This is a genomic window from Gordonibacter sp. 28C, from assembly GCF_003339845.1.
GTDB lineage: Bacteria > Actinomycetota > Coriobacteriia > Coriobacteriales > Eggerthellaceae > Gordonibacter.
The window spans coordinates 319829-338064 of sequence record NZ_PPTR01000001.1 but is presented as its reverse complement, the minus strand read 5'-3'; the positions used below and the strand labels follow the sequence as shown (position 1 = coordinate 338064).

At 64.8% G+C, this 18236-nt stretch carries 13 protein-coding genes; 3 read left to right on the top strand and 10 right to left on the bottom strand.

The genetic code is table 11. From position 1 onward, the window contains the following. Positions 1-22: 22 nt before the first annotated feature. The 5 genes from C1878_RS01390 to C1878_RS01370 form a co-directional block, all read right to left on the bottom strand. Positions 23-883 (bottom strand): ABC transporter permease, encoded by an 861-nt coding sequence (locus tag C1878_RS01390; protein ID WP_114599912.1) that lies wholly within the window; start codon positions 881-883, stop codon positions 23-25. Then, the gene (gene phnC / locus C1878_RS01385; RefSeq protein WP_114599911.1) at positions 880-1752 is read right to left on the bottom strand and encodes a phosphonate ABC transporter ATP-binding protein; all 873 of its coding nucleotides are present in this window, start codon (positions 1750-1752) and stop codon (positions 880-882) included. The genes C1878_RS01390 and phnC overlap by 4 nt, the downstream gene beginning before the upstream one ends. Further along, complete coding sequence (locus C1878_RS01380; RefSeq protein WP_114599910.1) at positions 1752-2849, bottom strand: phosphate/phosphite/phosphonate ABC transporter substrate-binding protein; 1098 nt, start codon at positions 2847-2849, stop codon at positions 1752-1754. The genes phnC and C1878_RS01380 overlap by 1 nt, the downstream gene beginning before the upstream one ends. A gap of 308 nt (positions 2850-3157) precedes the next feature. Then, positions 3158-4282, bottom strand: a complete 1125-nt coding sequence (locus tag C1878_RS01375; RefSeq protein ID WP_114599909.1) for an aldo/keto reductase — start codon at positions 4280-4282, stop codon at positions 3158-3160. A gap of 96 nt (positions 4283-4378) precedes the next feature. Then, on the bottom strand, positions 4379-5266 hold the full coding sequence (locus C1878_RS01370; protein WP_114599908.1) for a LysR family transcriptional regulator: 888 nt from the start codon (positions 5264-5266) through the stop codon (positions 4379-4381). A 221-nt stretch (positions 5267-5487) separates the two neighbouring features. On the opposite strand from C1878_RS01370, the gene C1878_RS01365 reads away from it, so the two are divergent. Next, positions 5488-6477 carry a TDT family transporter gene (locus C1878_RS01365; protein WP_114599907.1) on the top strand — a complete coding sequence of 330 codons (990 nt, stop codon included), beginning with the start codon at positions 5488-5490 and terminating at the stop codon, positions 6475-6477. A gap of 120 nt (positions 6478-6597) precedes the next feature. Here C1878_RS01365 and C1878_RS01360 read toward each other — a convergent pair whose 3' ends face one another. From C1878_RS01360 to mazG, 4 genes are all read right to left on the bottom strand, one after another. Then, a complete protein-coding gene (locus tag C1878_RS01360; RefSeq protein WP_114599906.1) occupies positions 6598-7986 on the bottom strand; it encodes a glycoside hydrolase family 30 beta sandwich domain-containing protein in 1389 nt (462 codons plus the stop codon). A 97-nt stretch (positions 7987-8083) separates the two neighbouring features. Further along, the gene (locus tag C1878_RS01355) at positions 8084-8830 is read right to left on the bottom strand and encodes a GTP pyrophosphokinase family protein (protein ID WP_114599905.1); all 747 of its coding nucleotides are present in this window, start codon (positions 8828-8830) and stop codon (positions 8084-8086) included. 188 nt (positions 8831-9018) lie between these two features. After that, entirely contained in the window at positions 9019-12831 is a 3813-nt protein-coding gene (locus C1878_RS01350; RefSeq protein WP_114599904.1) for an EAL domain-containing protein, read from the bottom strand. Positions 12832-12972: 141 nt separating this feature from the next. Next, entirely contained in the window at positions 12973-13902 is a 930-nt protein-coding gene (gene mazG, locus C1878_RS01345) for a nucleoside triphosphate pyrophosphohydrolase (RefSeq protein WP_114599903.1), read from the bottom strand. 214 nt (positions 13903-14116) lie between these two features. Here mazG and C1878_RS01340 point away from each other — a divergent pair, with 214 nt between their 5' ends. Then, positions 14117-14572 (top strand): hypothetical protein, encoded by a 456-nt coding sequence (locus C1878_RS01340; RefSeq protein ID WP_241963560.1) that lies wholly within the window; start codon positions 14117-14119, stop codon positions 14570-14572. Positions 14573-15153: 581 nt separating this feature from the next. Then, positions 15154-16056, top strand: a complete 903-nt coding sequence (locus C1878_RS01335) for a VIT1/CCC1 transporter family protein (RefSeq protein ID WP_114599901.1) — start codon at positions 15154-15156, stop codon at positions 16054-16056. 391 nt (positions 16057-16447) lie between these two features. Here C1878_RS01335 and hcp read toward each other — a convergent pair whose 3' ends face one another. Beyond that, entirely contained in the window at positions 16448-18043 is a 1596-nt protein-coding gene (hcp, locus tag C1878_RS01330; RefSeq protein ID WP_114599900.1) for a hydroxylamine reductase, read from the bottom strand. Between the last annotated feature and the right edge of the window lie 193 nt (positions 18044-18236).

The window sequence follows — 18236 nt, the reverse complement described above, 5'->3', positions numbered from 1 at the left end:
AGAACGACGGAACCAGAAGGAGTCATATGATCTGCCTCCTCACGTAGTTCGAGATCAACTCGCAGGCTATGCACACCACGATGATGGTGAGCACCACGAGCCCTGCCACGTCGTACCGGAAGCTCTTGTAGTAGATGTCGAACACGAACCCTATGCCGGTGCCGGTGAGGATGCCGATGAGCGTGGCATCGCGGATGTTCGTCTCGATCATGTAGAGAACCCAGCTCACCACCGACGTTATGCTCAGCGGGATAACCGCTTGCGCCACGATCTGGCCGTACGTGGCGCCGGTGGCCCGCAGCGCCTCCACCGGGCCCGTGCTCATCTCGTCCACGCTTTCCAAGAAGCAGCGCGTCAGATAGCCGAAGCTGGTGAGGAACAGGGCGAAGAACCCGGTGAACTCGCTTTGCTTGAACGAGAACAGCAGGATGAACGCCCATGCCACTACGGGAATGTTGCGGAAAAGCGACGCGATGCCCCGTACGATGAGGGAGGCAGGCCCGCCTATCCCCACCGAACGTGAACCGAGCACCGCGCATATATAGGCCAGGACCGCCGCCGTGCAGCTGGAGGCGACCGAGGCCAGTATCGTTGAACCCAAGGCGGGTAGGATGGTTCCCAACTTGTCGAGGGAAGGGAGGGAGGGGACGAATTGGGTCACCATCCAAACGAGCCCGCCTGGGACATCGAGGATTGCCTGAATTGAATCGAAGCCGACGAACGTGCCCGACACGGCGCCCAGCGCCACGAACACGACGGCGGCCGCAACGATGGCGAGGGTGCGCCGGCGGAAGAACGATCCGTCGTACGTGCCGCGCGGCACGGCTCCTTTGCCGCGCAGGCTTGCGAGCAAGCCCGCTGGCTCCATGGTGCGTTCGGTCATGCGGCCTCCCCCGTTGCGGAGGAGCCCTTCGGCTCACCGCATTCGACGAGGACGGCGGAGGGGTCGGAATCGTCCGGAGCGGTGGAAGGATCGTCATCGTCGTTCGGCGCGGGATCCTCTTCGTTCGTTGCATAGATGGCGGCTGCCGTTTTCTCGTCAAGATCGCCCGGCAGTCCGTCGAACACCATTTTCCCGCCCTTGAGTCCTACGATGCGATCGGAGAACTCGAGCGCGAAGTCGACCTGATGCAGGTTCACCAAACATGCGATGCCCAGCTCGTCGGCCGCCCAGCGCAGGTGCTCCATGACCGTGCGCGACGACTTGGGATCCAAGCTGGCGATGGGTTCGTCGGCCAGGATGAGCAACGGGTCCTGCACGAGCGCGCGGGCGATGCCCACGCGCTGCTTCTGGCCGCCCGAAAGCTGGTCGGTGCGCGTGTAGGCGAAATCGGCCAAACCCACTTGGTCGAGCGCTTCGAACGCACGGCGCTTCTCGGCCTCCGAGAACAAGCCCAGCGCCCCGGCCGCCGTGGACTTGTAGCCCAGGCGGCCCTGCAACACGTTCTCGATCGACGTGGCCCGGTACACCAGGTTGTAGTGCTGGAAGATCATGCTGATGCGCCGACGCACCTGGCGCAGGTCGCGACCGCGCACGTGCGTGATGTCGCGACCGTCGAACACGACGCTTCCCTGCGTGGGGTTGATAAGCCGGTTCACGCAGCGCAGCAGCGTCGACTTGCCCGCGCCCGACGAGCCGATGACGGACACGAACTCGCCGCGCTCGACCCGCATCGACACGTCGCCGAGCGCCTTCGACCAGCCGTCGTAGCTCTTCGTCAGGCCTCGTACCTCGAGAAGCGCCTCGGTCATTACGCGGCCCCGCCCAGCTTGCGGATGGGCTCGTACCAGGCGTCGTCGGTCTTGACGAAGCAGGTCTTCTCGGAGTCCTTCTCGAACAGGCCCTTGGCGTTCTCGTCCTCCGGGTCGACGAAGATCTTCGGATCGTCGGCCACCTTGCTGGAGCAGAAGTAGTCGATGATCTTCGTGCGGTCATCGTCGGAGATGGCCTCTTCGTTGAAGCAGATGGGCGAGTTGAGCACCGGCGTGATGGCGATGATGGTGAATTCTTTGCCGCGCACGGTGTCCACCGGCGCTTCTGCGGTCTCCTTGGCCTTGTACGTCGCACCCACGCTGTTGGCCTCGCCGGACACGAGGTCCAGGTACATGTCCACGTCCACGTCGTCGAACGCGGCCACTTCGGCGTCACCCGACAGCAGGTTCACCAACGAGCCCACGTGCGAATTGCCGAACAGCACCTCGCTGAAGAACTTCCCGCCTTCCAGCAGCTCGTCGGAACTGTCGAGGCCGAACTCCTCCACGATGCCGCTCGACGGCACTTTGAAACCCGAAGTGGACGTGGCGGACACGAACGAGAACGACTTGCCCTTGATGTTCTCGATGGAATAGGTGCTACCGCTCTTGTACTGGTCGGCGTTCTCGGAAAGCACGCAGATGCGGCTGTAGTAGCAGGCGCCGTCCAGCCCGCCGTCCTCGTCGCTGTTCGTGAAGGCGGCCTGCACCTTGGGGTTCTTCTTATTGGCCTGCACGTAGCCCTCGGGGCCGAGCAGCGCCATCTGCGCCTTGCCGGACGCGATGGCCTCGATGGCCACGTTGTAATCGGTGGTGGTGAGTAGATCCGCCTCGCGGCCGCACGCAGCCGTGATGGCCGCGCCGATGGCTTCGCGCGAAGCCGTGAGGTCGGCCGAGGAGTTGTCGGGGAGCCACACCATGGTAAGGGGTTCGGTGGAGGCGTTCGCCTCGCCGCCGTCGGACTTCGGCTCGTCCGCGCCCGCCGCCGAGCCGCTGCCGTCGGCCGTGCAGCCCGTCATCATGCCGAACATGCCGGCCAACGCGACCGTCGCGCCGCCGACCACGAACTGCCGCCTGCTCAAGAACCCGTCTGTCATCGCCTGTTCCTTTCGACTTTCCCGCGCCTGCGCGCGGCACTGTATGCGATTCACCTGCGCCGCCCTCCGTGCGTTCGTTCCGGCAGCGTGTGGGTTCAATCGTAAGAAAGGAAGGTAAGGGACCGTTCAGGCGCACGTAAAGAAGCGCCCAAGTTCAGGCAAAGGAACGGTCATGCTTGGGGAAAGGAACGGTAAAGCCGCTGATGGGGAAAGAGCTTCTGCATCCGTGCGGCAGTGCGCAGAAAATGCGAGCGGCTCCCGGCCCGCAAGGACAGGGAGCCGCAACAAAGACCAAACCGCCGGCGCGGCTATCCCTCGAAATGCTCGGCGGCCACCTCCAGCTGATGGACGATATCGATGCTCTGAGGGCACATGGACTCGCAGGCGCCGCAGGCGATGCACGCCGACGCGCGGCCCGGTGCCTGCCACTGGTACAGGCCCTTCACGAAGTCGCGGTTCTCGGTCATGAGCTCCAGGTTCAGCAGGCTCATGATCTCGGGGATGGACACGCCCTGCGGGCAGTCCTTCACGCAGTAGCGGCAGTTCGTGCAGGGAACGGAGGCCACGGCCCGCAGCGTGGCGACGACCTCGTCGAGCGCCCGCTGCTCGTCGGCCGAAAACGGCTGGTTCGCCCGATAGGCCGCCACGTTCTCGCGCACCTGCTCCAAGGTGGACATGCCCGACAGCACGGTGAGCACGCCCGGCAGGTTCCAGCAGAAGCGGTACGCCCAGCTGGCCATGCCCGCATCGGGATTCGCAACGCGAAACGGGGCCGTGGCGCGCTCGGGCAGGTCCACCAGGCGGCCGCCGCGCGCGGGCTCCATGATCACGACCGGCTTGCCGTGGCGCGCGGCCACCTCCATGCAAGCGCGCGCCTGCACCACCGGGTCGTCCCAATCCAGATAGTTCACCTGCAGCTGCACGAAGTCGGCCTCGGGGTGCGCCGTCAGCAGCGCGTCGAGCGCTTCCGGCCCGTCGTGCATGGAGAAGCCCCAGTTCCTGATAAGGCCCTCCGCCTTCTTCTGCTGCACGAAGTCCCACATGCCGTACTCGTCGAACTTGGACGTGCGCTCGCCGCCCACGTTGTGCAGCAGGTAGAAGTCCACGTAGTCCAGCCCCATGCGCTCAAGCGACGTGGCCAGATTGCTCTGCGCCTCCTCCTTGCTGCCGACAGCCCAGGCCAGGCACTTGGTGGCCACCGTGTACGCGTCGCGCGGATAGCGTTCGACCAGGGCCTTTTTCAGCGCGGCCTCCGACGCGCCCTCGTGATAGACGAACGCCGTGTCGAAGTACGTGCCGCCGCCTTCCAAAAACACGTCCACCATCTGCTTGAACTGCTCCACGTCGATGCTGGTCTGGTCGGCGGGGTCGAGCAGCGGCAGGCGCATGCAGCCGAAGCCGAGCTTCGGCGTGGATTCGAATTCCGGTTTCATGGGGGTCTCCTCTCGTCAGGATTGCCCGTCCATCATAGATCTTGGAGCGCACTCGAAGTCAAGCGGAAAGTTTGCGCAACCGAGAGGACGACCTTCTCACACCGAGCGCAGGTCGTCGAACAGGCGGGCGTACTCGTCCCCGAACACGCTGCCCTTCAGGCGGATGAACGTTAGGTCGTGCTCGATGAGACGACCGGCGAGCGGGATGCGCACGAGCGTGCCGGCCTCGAGTTCGCACACGACGGCGGCCCCGTACAGGAAGGCGATGCCGTAGCCGCTGGCGGCGAACTGCTTGATGATGTTGACGCTCTCGATCTCCGTCACCCGCGCGAAGCTTTCCACCGACAGGTTCCGTGCGGCCAGGGCGTGTTCGAGAACGGCGCGCGTGCCGGATCCGCGCTCCCGCACCAGCACGTGCTGGTCGAGCAAGTCCTCGAAGCGCAGGGGCTCGCTCGCGCCGGCGAGCGGCGTGTTCGGAGCGCACACCGCCATCAGGTGCTCCGTGGCGAACACGCTCCAGTCGTAGGCGCTCTTGTCGAAGAACCCCTCCACGAGCGCGCAGTCGATGTCGCCCGCATGCAACTGCGCCAACAGGCGCTCCGTATCGGACGAGGCTATGCGCACCTGCACGTCGGGATGGTCCACCAGGTACGCCGCCAACGGCTCCGCCAGCACGTACTCCCCGGCGGTGAGCGTCATGCCCAGGCGCAGGCGACGGCGTGGTCCCGCGAGGGCGGCGATGGCGTCGCGCAGCGTCGCCTCGTCATGCGCCATGGTGGCCGCCGCGTCGCGTAGCAGCTCCCCGGCCGGCGTGAGCGAGAGCTTCTTGCCATGGTAGGAGAGCAGCTTCGCTCCGTACGCCTTCTCCAGATACGCGATGTGCTGCGACACCGCGGGCTGCGTGATGTTGAGCTCCGCCGCCGACCGGGTATAGTTCAACGTTCGGCACACGCTCAGAAACGTGTTCATGCGGAAATCTTGCATGGTAATCCTTCCGTTGCTTGTGTTTGGCTCTCGGGCGCAGTATCGTCGACAGCGCAACAACGCACGTCAGAAGCCTTATCGGCTCCGACGAGCTGCCGAATGATCGTCGATCTATTATATATTGTTATCAACACATAATGATATATCATTTTTATTTTTGATAGGAGCATGCAAGAATGCGTCTGAGCAAATCGAAGGACGACGTTGAAAGGCATGCGACTATGCGCGACATCATCGAGAAAGTGCCCATCCCCACGGCAGGCGTAGCCCTGGCCCTCACGGCACTGGGCAATCTGCTGCAGCCGGCGTACGAGGGCATCCACATCCTGTGCGGCGCGGTGGCGCTGCTCCTCATCGCCATGCTGGCGGCGAAGATCATCATGTTCCCCAAGCTCATCCGCGACGATCTGCACAACTCCATCATGGCCAGCGTGAGCGGCACCGTGTTCATGACGCTCATGCAGTTCTCGTCCTATCTCGCGCCGGTCGCCTACGCACCCGCCTTCGCGCTCTGGATCGCGGCCACGGCGGCGCACCTGGCGCTCATCGTGTGGTTCACGGCGCGCTTCTTCAGGCAGTTCAAGTTGAACGAGGTGTTCCCCACGTACTTCATCTGCTACGTGGGCATCATCGTCGCCTCGGTCACGTCGCCGACGTTCGGCATGCAGGCCGTTGGGCAGGTTGTGTTCTGGTTCGGCTTCGCGTGCTATGCGGTGCTGTTGGGCTTGGTGACGTACCGCTACGCCAAGCACGAGATCCCCGAAGGCGCGCGTCCGCTGTTCTGCATCTACACGGCGCCCATGAGCCTGTCCATCGTGGGATACCTAGCCGTTACGGCCGAGCCCAACGCGGTGATGGTGGGTATCATGCTGGTGCTGGCGCAGGTGCTGTTCGCGGTGGTGCTCTCCCGCCTGCCTCGTTTGCTGAAGCTGAAGTTCTACCCCAGCTACGCGGCCATGACGTTCCCGTTCGTCATCACGGCCACCGCGCTCGGCCAGGCCACCGCCTTCTTCCGCGCAAACGGCATGGCGCTGCCCTTCGCCTTCGACGTGCTGTTCTTCGCCGAGGTGGCGCTGGCCACCATCATGGTGGCGTACGTGCTGGCTCACTACCTGCGCTTCTTCTTCCGCCGTGTCGAGCTGCCCCAGAGCGCCGGCGTGCTCAAGGAGAACGCCCAGATCGCCCGCTTCTCGGAGAACTTCGAGAACTGACAAGGCGGCGCGAAAGCGCCGCCTTGTCATCCTGAGCGAAGCGAACACCGTGAGCGAAGTCGAAGGATCCCGTGCGGCGCAAGCCGGAAGCCAAAACCTGCAAGTCTGACGGACCCTCCCTCAGTGCACCTCTTCCCCGTCCCACACCAGCGTTATGATGCTGTGCGGCGGAGCCTCCAAGCGTGCGACGCGCGGGCGCTCGGCTACTTCGAAGCGCACGGCGTGCTCGCGCCGGTTGAGCGCCACGAGCACGCGGCGGCCGTCAGGGCGCGCGAAGCCCGCGCATTCGAGGTCGTCCGTGAAGCGCGACACCAGGAAGCGCTGCGAGCCCGGCGGCACGAACCGGGAGAAATGCCCCAAATAGGAGAACGAGCGGTTCTCCACCAGCTCTTCCGCCCCGCGGTCGTACATGAGGGGCGCCTCGCAGAAGTTGCGCACGTGGTTCGGGCCGCCGCGCTCGTCGAGCAGCAGGTTCCAGTCGATGAAACCGTTCGCGCCGGCGTTCAGGCAACCCATGACGGCGTGCACGTACTGCTCGGCCTTGCGTTGCTGCTCGGCGTCCGACGCGCGACCGGCACGGCCACCCGCAGCGCCCTCGCGCGCGTACTCCACGCACCCTTCCGTGAACAGCAGCTCCTTGCCGGGATAGGATTCGGCCACGGCGCGCACCTGCTCGAAGTGGTCGCCCGCGTACCAGTGGAACGCCACGCCGCCGAGTGCCGCGTCCGCGCCGGGATCCTCGAGCACGTCCTCCACGCGCTCGAGGATCCGGTCGGTATTGTGGTCCCACATCAGCAGGCGCACGTCGGCGAACCCGGCCTCGTCGAGCGCCGGACGCAGGTAGCCGGCGGCGAACGAAGCTTCCTCCTGCGCCGTGAACAGGCACGAATCCCACGTCTGGGCCGCCATCGGCTCGTTCTGCACGCTCATGCGCCCTATGCGCACGCCCGCTTCCGCGTATGCCGCCACGTAGCGCGCGAGCAGCCGCGCCCACGCCCCGTAGCACGACTTCCGCAAGCGGCCGCCTCCGTTCATGCGTCCGTTCGTCTTCATGAACGCCGGGGGACTCCACGGCGACGCCACCAGTTCGAGCGCGGGATTAACGGCCAACCCGCATTGGATGAACGGCAGGAGCAGCTTTCGGTCCCGTTCGATGGAGAACGACCGGAGCGCCCGGTCGAACGGACGCACGTAAGCGTAGTTGCCCAGCGCGAAATCGCAGCTCTGCGCATGCGTGCGGCAGAGCGCGTACGCGTTGCCGCCCCGCCCTTCGTCGCCATCGGTCGCACCGCCGAAGCACTTCAGCATAAACTCGTCTTGCACCTGGGGCGGCATCTGCGCGAACACGTATGCGCCCGCCTCGGTGAACGCGCCGCCGAAACCGGCGATGCGCTGGTAGGTGCGATCGGGCCGGCACACCACCAATTCCATTTCAGCACGCTCGTCGCGGCGGAATCGCACATCCTCGCGGCAAAACGCGCCGCGAGCGTCGGTGGTGTAAACACGCATGGGCAGTCCTTTCAGTAACGTCATCGGCTGGCGCCGCGCGGGATCCTTCGACTCCGCGCTAACGCGCTCCGCTCAGGATGACAACCGACAAACCCCCCTAGTCGTCCATCTCCAGCGCGCGGGCCAGGATCTGCATGCGCGCCTCCACGTCCTCGATGATGCGGCTGCAATCCTTCAGCTCGTCACGCGAGTCGATGCCCTCCACCTCGCTCACGGCCTTGTACTTCAGATCGTGCTCCAGGCTGGCCCAGAAGTCCATGGCGATGGTGCGCAGCTGCACTTCCACGGGGATGAGCTCCTTGTTGTCCAGGAAGTACACGGGTATGCGCACGATGACGTGCAGGCTGCGGTAGCCGTTTGGCTTGGGGTTGGCGATGTAGTCCTTCACCGTGACGATGGTGAGGTCGTCCTGCTTGCGCAGAAGCTCCAGCAGGTTGTACACGTCGTGGATGTACGAGCAGATCACGCGCACGCCAGCGATGTCCATGATGTAGCGCTCCATGTTCTCGAGCGTAGGCTCTTTGCCGTAGCGTCCCAGCTTCTCGAAGATGCTCGCCGGCTTCTTGATGCGCGACTCCACGTGGTGGATGGGGTTGCGGTGCTTCTTCAAGTTGAGGTCCTGGTCGAGAATCTCGAAGCGCACCTCCATCTCGCGCATGGCGGCCTGGTACTTCTGGATGATCTCGCGCGTCTTCGCCTCCATGTCCTTGAGGCGGGTGAGCTCGTCGATGGGCTCGCGCAGATCGTCGGTGACGCTGAAGGGGGGACGCTCGTCCGTCTCTTCCTGCGCCTCCCCCACGACAAGACGATGGTCGAACGGCGGCTGCTGCGGTGCGTCTGGCATGGTGTAGGCTCCTTGGCAATAATGGCAGTGCTCGACCCCATGATAACGCTCCGCGAGGACGCGGCGCAGACCACCTGCGCAATCTCGCGCAAATCATCAGATGCCTTAAGCGGGAATGAAAACCGAGAACATCACGCCAAGCCTGGCAGTGCCGCATAGCCGCTGCCGTGGACCCCTCGATGGAAATGCTAGTCACGATACACGCGGATGCGGTTCTTGCCCAATCGTTTCGCCTGGTAAAGAGCTTTATCGGCCTTGACGAACACATCCCGGTAGGCGCGGTCGCCCATACAGGTGGCGTAAACGCCAATGCTGATGGACGGAGCGTGGTCCAATCCCGGCACCGCCGTGGAGGATATCTGGTTCCGCACCTGTTCGAGCTTGTGCAGCACCACGTCGAGGTCGATCTGCTTGAGCAGCATCACGAACTCGTCGCCTCCCACGCGGCCCAAAACGTCGCTTTCGCGGAAGTTCGCCTGCAACACGGAGCCCACCGTATGCAGAAGCGTGTCGCCCTCAATGTGGCCGCTGCTGTCGTTCACCAGCTTGAAGTCGTCGATGTCCAACACGACGCACACGCTCCGCCCGCGCACGTCGGGATCCGCCAGCGCGGCTGTGATCAGATCCTGCGTCGCCGCATGGTTGCTCAACCCCGTGGTGGCGTCGTACTCGGCGCGGTAACGAAGCTCGCGTTCGTCGTCGATGTTCTCGATGAGCCCCACCAAGTGCCAGGCCCCCGCCTCGTCGTGCGCCACGAACAGGTTGGCGCGGTACCATGCGTAACCGCGCTCGTAGTAGTCGGCGCGGTACTCCACGCTCACCTTGTCGGCGCCGCTGCGGGCGTCCTCGAACATCTGGCGCACGTCGTCCATGCTGTCGGGGTGGACCACGCCGCTGCGCGTGTTGACGAGCGTTTTTAAGTAGCGAGGAATGACCTGGGCTTCCGTCCCGTTACCCGTTCGATCTATGTACAAGAGCACCGTGTCGGTGTCGGAGTCGTAATCGAAGCTGATCTTATGGGTCATCTCGCTCAGCAGCCGATAGCGCTCGTCCTGCCATGCGCGTTCCCGACCTTGGGCCGTCATACGCTCCGTCACGTCTTTGTTGCAGCACAGCAGGCTTGCATCGGAAACTTTGACGAACGTGCTTTGGCACCACCTGACCTTGTCGTCCGAACCCACTTTGTACGCGCAGGTGGACGGCTTTTCTCCGTCGCTCTTCCAACACCCTTCAAGGGTCTTGCGCAAGACGGAGCGTTCCAACGCGTCGGGGATAAAGCTCATCCACCGCTCCATGGCTTTGTCGAACGGAAGCGCTTTGTCGTCCACTTCCGGATGCTTCGATGAATAAAGCATGCGATAGGCGTTGTGCTCGCAATCGAACTCGAGCACCTCTTCGTACACGGAGCACAACACGCGCGTGTAGCGCTGCAGGTCGAGCTCGTGGCGTTGCTGCTGCTTGTCCGACACGTCGATGAACGCGCTCTGCACGAGCGGAGACCCTTCCGCCATAGCCTCGATCGCCGACGTGCCCTCCAACCATCCGACAGATCCGTCGCGGCGATAGTAGCGGTAGGAGAAGTCGATGGGAGGCGACCCGCGCAGGAGCTTCCCTATCGTTTCGCGGTGCCGGGGAACGTCGTCTTCGTGAATGGGCATGAGCGCGCCGCCGCCTGACAGCGCGAGGTACTCCTCCAGCGACCTGTATCCCAGGATGTCGCACGATTTGCTGTTCATGGACACGATGCGAGGATGCTCCTCGGCCGTGTAACGCACGATGCCGCAGGGAATGGCATCGTAAAGGCGCTGCTGGGCCTCGTTCTGGGTGCGGAGCTTTAGCTCGTTGTTCTTCTCGCTCGTCACGTCGATGGCCACGACCACCACGAAGAAGGCGTCGTCGTCGCGGTACACCACCGACGCGGACAGGTGCGCCCAACGGTGCTCCTCCGTTCGATGCCTCACGCGCACCGTGCACGACGCGCTCTGGTCGCCCGACCGCAGCCTCTCCAACGCAGCCTCGACGAGGGGCCGGTCGTCATCCAACACGATTGAAAACGTTCCGGACTCCGCCCAATCCAGATATTCCTCGCGCGTGCAGCCGGCGAACTCCGCGGCGGCATCGCTGAAGTCGAGCACATGGGGTCCGTCTTCGGCCACCTCGTAGAACAGCAGCCCTCCCGGTATGGAGCTCGTGGTGGCTGCCAAGCGGTCGCGCAGCGCCTGCTCTTTGGTGGCCTCCTCCCCCATCAGGTACAGCGTGCACACGTCGCCCATCCGCGACAGCAAGCGGAAGCGAATGCGCACCCAACGTCCGACGCCCCGCCCGCTGCGGTAGTGGAGCTCGCATGCGGCGTCCGCCGCCCCGTCTTCCGCGCGGCGCAATGCCGCGCACAGCGCCGCGCGATCCTCCCGGGAAAGCACGGATACGAGGTCCTTGCGCAGAAGATCGGCCGTTTCGTCGTCCTCCACGATATCCAGCAACTCCGCGAACTCGTCGTTCAGGCGCACGAGTTCCAACGAGCGGCCGTCGTATTCCGCGATGGCCGCCGCCCCCACGTAGCCGTTGAAAATGAGAGCCAGCTGCGATTCCGCGTCCCAGAACTCCGCCGCGTCCTCCCGCAGGTTCTCGGTACGCGGGCGGGCGACGTCCTCGGCGTCCAGTTCGTCGAGCAGGTGCTCGAACGCCGTGCGATCCACGGGCTTCGAGAACAGGTAGCCCTGCATGTACTCGCAGCCCACGCTGGCCAGGTACGCGGCCTGCTGGTTCGTTTCGACGCCCTCGGCGATGGTGGGCAGGTCCAGCCAACGCGCCATGCGCACGATGGAGGCGAGTATGAGGCCGCCGCGCACGCCGGCGCGCGCGTCGAGAAAGCCCATGTCGAGCTTCAGCACGTCGACCGGCACGTCCTTCAGCGTGTTGAGCGACGAGTAGCCGCTTCCGAAATCGTCCATCTCCACCGTGAAGCCGGCTGCGCGCAGCTTCGTGACAACGTCGATGAGTTGCTCGGGGGCCTCCATGTAGGCGCTCTCGGTGATCTCCAGGTGCAGCAAATGGGGTGGCACGTCGTAGCGCTCCACGAGACCCGCCAGGTACGAGCACAGGTCGGACCGGTAGATGTCGGCGCGCGACAGGTTCACGGACAGACGAGGCACGCGCTGTACGCCGCGTTCGTCGATCCAAGCGCGCAGGCAGCGGCACGCCTGGTCCCACATGTAGAAGTCGAACGTGGCGATGAGCCCGTTGCGCTCGAACACGGGGATGAACTCCATCGGGCCCAGCAGCCCCTTCACAGGATGATTCCATCGGGCTAGGACCTCGGCCCCCACCATGCGCCCCGTGGTATAGCGGTACTGCGGCTGGAAGAACGGCACGAATTGCCCGTTTTCCAAAGCCACGATCATCTCGCCGGCCAGCTCTTGCTCCTTGAGCACCGAGGAGCGCAGCCTTTCATCGTAGAGCACGTACTTGCTGCCCGCGTAACCGCTTTTCGCGGAACGCAGCGCGAGCAGCGCGCGGTCGCACATGAGGTTGACGTCGAGCGTAGGGTCGTCGATGGCATACAAGCCCACGCGCACGAAAAACGTGAAGTCGTCGCGATAGGAAGAGAACCACTCGTCGAACTTGGCGAGCAACGCGTCGGGGTCGAACGAGGAGCGCGGACAGCAGCACACGAAGTGGTCGGCGCGCAGACGGGCGGCAACCGACCCCGCAGGCATCACGTCGCGGATCATGGTGCCGATATCCGCCAGCAGGCGATCGCCTGTCAACGTGCCGAACAGGTCGTTGTAGACCTTGAAGCGGTCGATGTCCCCGTAGACGAGCATGTACTGCTCTCCGGGATGATCGTCCAAGAGCGAGCGAACCCGCTCGTTGAACCCGTTTCTGCTCAGCAGCCCCGAGAGCGCGTCATGATCGGAAGACGAGGCCGGGAGCCCCCCCCCCCCGCCTTCTTCTTTTGTCGACGAGCCTTTTGCGATTCCAAGTTCCCATGCAGGACGCATCGCCCTCCTCGCCTTCCCGCTCGTCATACCTGATGTCGAAGGTACAGTTTAGCGCTTATGAGAGCGCGGCGCCATCATACGGCCTGCAAAGATTCGTTTAATCGCCCGGCGGGATCGCACCGCGCGGCTCGGTGCGGTGCGCTAGGGGCGCTCGAGCTCCTTGGCCCGCTGCCACAGGGCTTCGCGTTCGTCGGGTCCCATGGCTTCGAGGGACGTGCCCTGAGCCCACGCCGCCCCCTCCATGAACGACCAGCGGCGGCGGAACTTGCCGCAGGTGGAACGCAGCGCGTTCTCCGCGTCCACGCCCATGTGGCGACCCACGTTCACCAGCGCGAACAACACGTCGCCGAGTTCTTGTTCCACGGCCGCGGCGGCGCGGGCGGCCTCGTCGGGGTCGCCTTTTCCCACGCCGGCGTCCACTTTGCCGTTGGCCGCTTTCGGTGCGGCCGCGTACGCCTCTTGCAGCTCGTCGACCTCCTCGCGCACCTTGGCCCACACGTCGTCGAGCGCGTCCCACTCGAACCCGGCGGCCGCGGCCTTCCGCGATATCTTCTGCGCCTGCATGAGCGCCGGAAAGCTCGTGGGCACGCCGTCGAGCAGACCCTCGGGCGCGCTGGATGCTCCGTCGTCCGTCGAGGACGCGACGCCCTCTCCTTCCGAACCCCCGCCGCGCTCGGCCATCTTCACCTGGTCCCACAAATCGAGCACCTCGGAGACGTTGTCGGCGCGGGCTTCGCCGAACACGTGGGGATGGCGGCGGATCATCTTCGCGTTCACGTCGGCGCACACATCGTCGATGTCGAACGCGCCCGCATCGGCCGCAATCTGGCTTTGCAGCACCACCTGCAGAAGCACGTCGCCCAACTCCTCGCGCAGATGAACCGCGTCGTTCGACTCGATGGCGTCCACGGCCTCGTAGGCCTCCTCTATCATGTTGTGCGCGATGCTCTGGTGCGTTTGCGCCCGATCCCACGGGCATCCGTCCGGCGCGCGCAGAGCCGCGACGGTCGCCACGAAGTCGTCGAAGTCGGGGTGGTCGATGGGGGCGATGCGCTCGTGCTCGGTCGACATGGGTGCTTCCTTTCAGCCGATGGTCTGCAAGCAGTATACCGCTCGACACCGTGGGCGGATGCGAATGCGCTACACTCGTCACGAAGCGAACGCGCTGAGCCAGCGCGGAAGACGATCCCTCGTCTGGAATGCGCACGATGCGCAGACAGGCAGGCATGCGACGGCATGGGTGGCGACAAGCGAAGGGCGGAGGGCGATGAGCAAACGAGAACCTGTGCGGAGCCGAAAGGCCGCCGGCATCGCGGCGCGCGCGGTCGTGGCGATCGTGTTCGTCCTCAACGTGCAGTGCGCGGTGTCGTTCGTGCTGTGGCCCGAGGCGTACGCGGGCGGTTTCGAGCTGGCCGGCGTGCCGGGCGCAGCCGCCGTGCGCGGGCTGGGCGTGGCCTTCCTCATGTGGAACGCCACCTATCCCGCCGTCATCGCAGACCCGCGCCGCTTTCGCGCCCTTTACGCGGTGGTTCTTGTGCAGCAAGCCGTAGGGCTGGCAGGCGAGCTGTGGATACGCTCGACGCTTCCCGCCGGCCACGCGGCGCTCTCGGCCTCCATCGAGCGCTTCGCCGCCTTCGACGCTGTCGGCCTCGTGCTCATGGCCGCGGCGTTCGCATGGATGCTGCTGGGGGATCGGACCAAAAGAATGCCTTCTTCCCGCGTTCAGGAGAATCTGGAATAGTTCGCGCGACGTGGTTCGTCGGTCGACCCCGTCCGAGCGCTTATGCGATCGATCGGCCTTCTTCGCCATCCGCCCTCGTTCCGAGCGACCCCTCGCGGGGCGAACGCCCGACGAGCAAACCGTTCCCTCCACGAGGGGGGCCACCGTCGTCGCAAACCCGCACGGGGCCGCACAGTACCCGGACGTTGCCGTCGGGCGCCGTGCGGCCCCGTGCGTCTTCGGATTAGCGGCGGGAAACGCCGTTTTGGCAGAAAAACCGAGTTCAGGGAATCAGAGAGGAGACCTAGGACGCTCTCGCGGGGCGATTGGAAATCGCGACCTGGGGTTTTCCTTCGAACGTCCAGAGGAACCGGCCAACAGGGGTCTCTGCCATTCCCTGAACTCGGATTTTCTGCCAAGAACTGGCATGCCGGCCTCACACCGGAACCGGGATAGCGCTGGCGCGGCTCGCCACGCCTCGAAACCATCCAGCGCGGCGAACCCGATTTCTTGAGCGTGACGGGTGGAATTCTTCTGCTCTCCGCGGCGATGCTGTACTACCATGTTCGCCGAACAAAAAAACATCGCACAAGAGGAGCATCATGACCGATACCGACCAGTCTCAAGGCACCCGGCTTTCGCCGGCGGCGCTCGCGCAGATACGCGCGTTCCAGCAGAACGAGGTGACGGAGGCCGCGGTGTACCGCCGCATCGCCGCGCGCACGAAGGACGAGGGCAACCGCGCCACGCTTTTGCGCATCGCCGACGAGGAGGCGAAGCACGCGGGCATCTGGCAGCGCTACACCGGCCAGGAGATGCGCCCCCAGCGCGGCAAAGTGCGCCGCTACGCGCTCATCGCCCTGGTGTTCGGCTTCACGTTCGCCGTCAAGCTGATGGAGAAGGGCGAGGAGAAGGCGCAGATATCGTACGATGAGCTGGCGAAGGAAGCGCCCGAGGCGCTGGACATCCGCGCCGACGAAGAGGCTCACGAGAAGGCGCTGCTGGAGATGCTGGACGAGGAGCGGCTGTCGTACGTGGGCAGCATGGTGCTGGGCATGAACGACGCCATGGTGGAGATGACCGGCACGCTGGCGGGCCTCACGCTGGCCATGCAGAACACGCGCCTCATCGCGCTGTCCGGTCTGATAACCGGCATCGCGGCCACGCTGTCCATGGCGTCGAGCGAGTACCTGTCGTCCAAGAGCGAGGGACGCTCCGACGCGCTGAAGTCGGCCACGTACACGGGCATCGCCTACCTGGTGACGGTGGCGCTACTCATTCTGCCGTACCTGCTGTTCGACGAGTCGCACTACCTGTGGGCCATGGGCACCATGGTGGTCATCGTGCTGTTGATCCTGGTGGTGTTCAACTACTACATATCGGTGGCGCAGGACCTGCCGTTCAAGAAGCGCTTCGGGCAGATGGCCGGCATTTCGCTGGGCGTGGCCGCGCTGTCGTTCGTCATCGGCATTCTGGTGAAGCAGTTCCTGGGCGTGGATATTTAGAAGAAATGGCCGCTGTTCCGGCGGGGGAGGCGCGGGGAGTTCGATGCTCAAACAGTCCTGAGCTCGCACGAAGCGTCCGCTGGACGCTTCGGCTCGTGCGGAAACTGCGCGTCGAACCCCCCGCGCCTCCCCCGCCGGAACAGCGGCCTTTGCAGGTTCTGGTGAGATGGTTTCACCACTGGCGAGTCATCGCAGGGCGAAGTATTTTTCCTAGTCGCTCGAAATGTCCTAAAAAGGGACAGTCCCCATTTGGGACATTTCTCGAATAGGCGGTTAGCAGAAAACACTGGGCTCGTGCCTCTCCTGCGTCGTGAGGGGGATCTTCGTGCGAGCGCCGGATCCGCTTGAAGGCGTGATGCGCTGCTCCCAAGCGGATCCGAGCGCGCGGCCTTTACGCGAGGATCGTTGCCAGATCCTCTTCGGGGGTGCTGATGGGACGGACGTCGAACTCGCGCACCAGCACGTCCAGCACGCCGGGGGACACGAACGCGGGCAGCGTCGGCCCCAGGTAGATGCCGCGGATGCCCAGGTGCAGCAGCGTGAGCAGGATGCTCACGGCCTTCTGCTCGTACCACGACAGCACCAGCGTCAGCGGCAGGTCGTTCACGCCGCACTCGAACGCCTCGGCCAGCGCCACGGCCACGCGGATGGCGCCGTACGCGTCGTTGCACTGCCCCATGTCCATGATGCGCGGCAAACCGCCGATGGTGCCCAGGTCCAGATCGTTGAAACGGAACTTGCCGCACGCCAGCGTGAGGATGATGCTGTCGTCGGGCGCTTGCTGCACGAAGTCGCGGAAGTAGCTGCGGCCCGGGCGCGCGCCGTCGCAGCCGCCCACAAGGAAGAAACGGCTGATAGCGCCCTGCTTCACGGCGTCGACCACCGTGTCGGCTGCGCCGAGTACGGTTCCATGCCCGAAGCCCGTGACGAACGTGCCGTCCTGGCCGGCGGGCGCGTCGTAGCCGCCCAGCTCCAACGCGCGCTGGATGAGGGGCTCGAAATCCTTGCCGCCGTCCACGCCCGCGCCGATATGCACTATGCCGGGGTACGCCACGGGCCCCGTGGTGAACACGCGGTCTGCATAGGAGGCCGCCGGCGGCATGAGGCAGTTCGTGGTGAACAGGATGGGTGCGGGCAGGTCGGCGAATTCGGCCCGTTGGTTCTGCCACGCGGTTCCCAGGTTGCCCTTGAGGTGCGCGCACCGTCGCAGCTCGGGGTAGGCGTGCGCGGGAAGCAGCTCGCCATGGGTGTAGACGTTCACGCCGCGACCCTCCGTCTGGTCGAGCAGCAGCTTGAGGTCGTGCAGGTCGTGGCCCGATACGACGATAAAGGGGCCGGCCTCGATAGCGCGCGCCACCGTGGCGGGTTCGGGCGTGCCGAACGTCTCGGTGTTCGCCTGGTCGAGCAGCTCCATGCAGCGCAGGTTCACCTCGCCCACCTTGAGCGACAGCGGCAGCAGCACGTCGGCGCCCGCTTCGGCATCGGCCAGCGCGGCCAGGCCCTCGTGCAGGAAGGATGACACCGCGTCGTCACGATAGCCCAGCGCCGCGGCGTGGTATGCGTAGGCCGCCAGGCCGCGCAGACCGAACAGCACGAGTGACTTGAGCGATCGCACGTCCTCGGGCGCGTTCCACAGCGCGGCCAGGTCATAGTCGGGGGCAGCTTCCACCCGTGCCGCCATCGCGATCGCATCGCGCTCGGCATGCACGCGCGCAACGAGGCCGCGCAGTTCGGCGTCGTCGAAATCCACGTTGGTGAGCGTGGCGAACAGGCCCTCCATCACCAGGTCGTCTGCCGCGCGCCGAGCATCACCGCTGGCGCCGGCCGCCCGCACCGTCAGCGCCAGCCCGACGAGCGCGCCCGTCACCTCGTCCTGCAAGCGCGCCGTGCCCGCCTGCTTGCCGCACGCGCCCGCCGCCCCCGTGCAACCGGAGTATCCCGCCGTCTGCTCGCACTGGAAGCAGAACATCGTGTTCGTCTCGCTCATGATCGTCCTCTCTCGCGCCCTTGTCCGCAGGCCGCCGCTTAATGTCCCCAAAGGGGACTGTCCCTTTTTGGGACGTTTTCTTTTGCGACGGTCGCTCCCTCGAGAAAAATGATCGAAGGTCGTCGCATTCTCTATCGCTTGCCTTGTTGGCCCCACTCTACGATAATGGATTCGCCGTTTCCGTTGTATATAC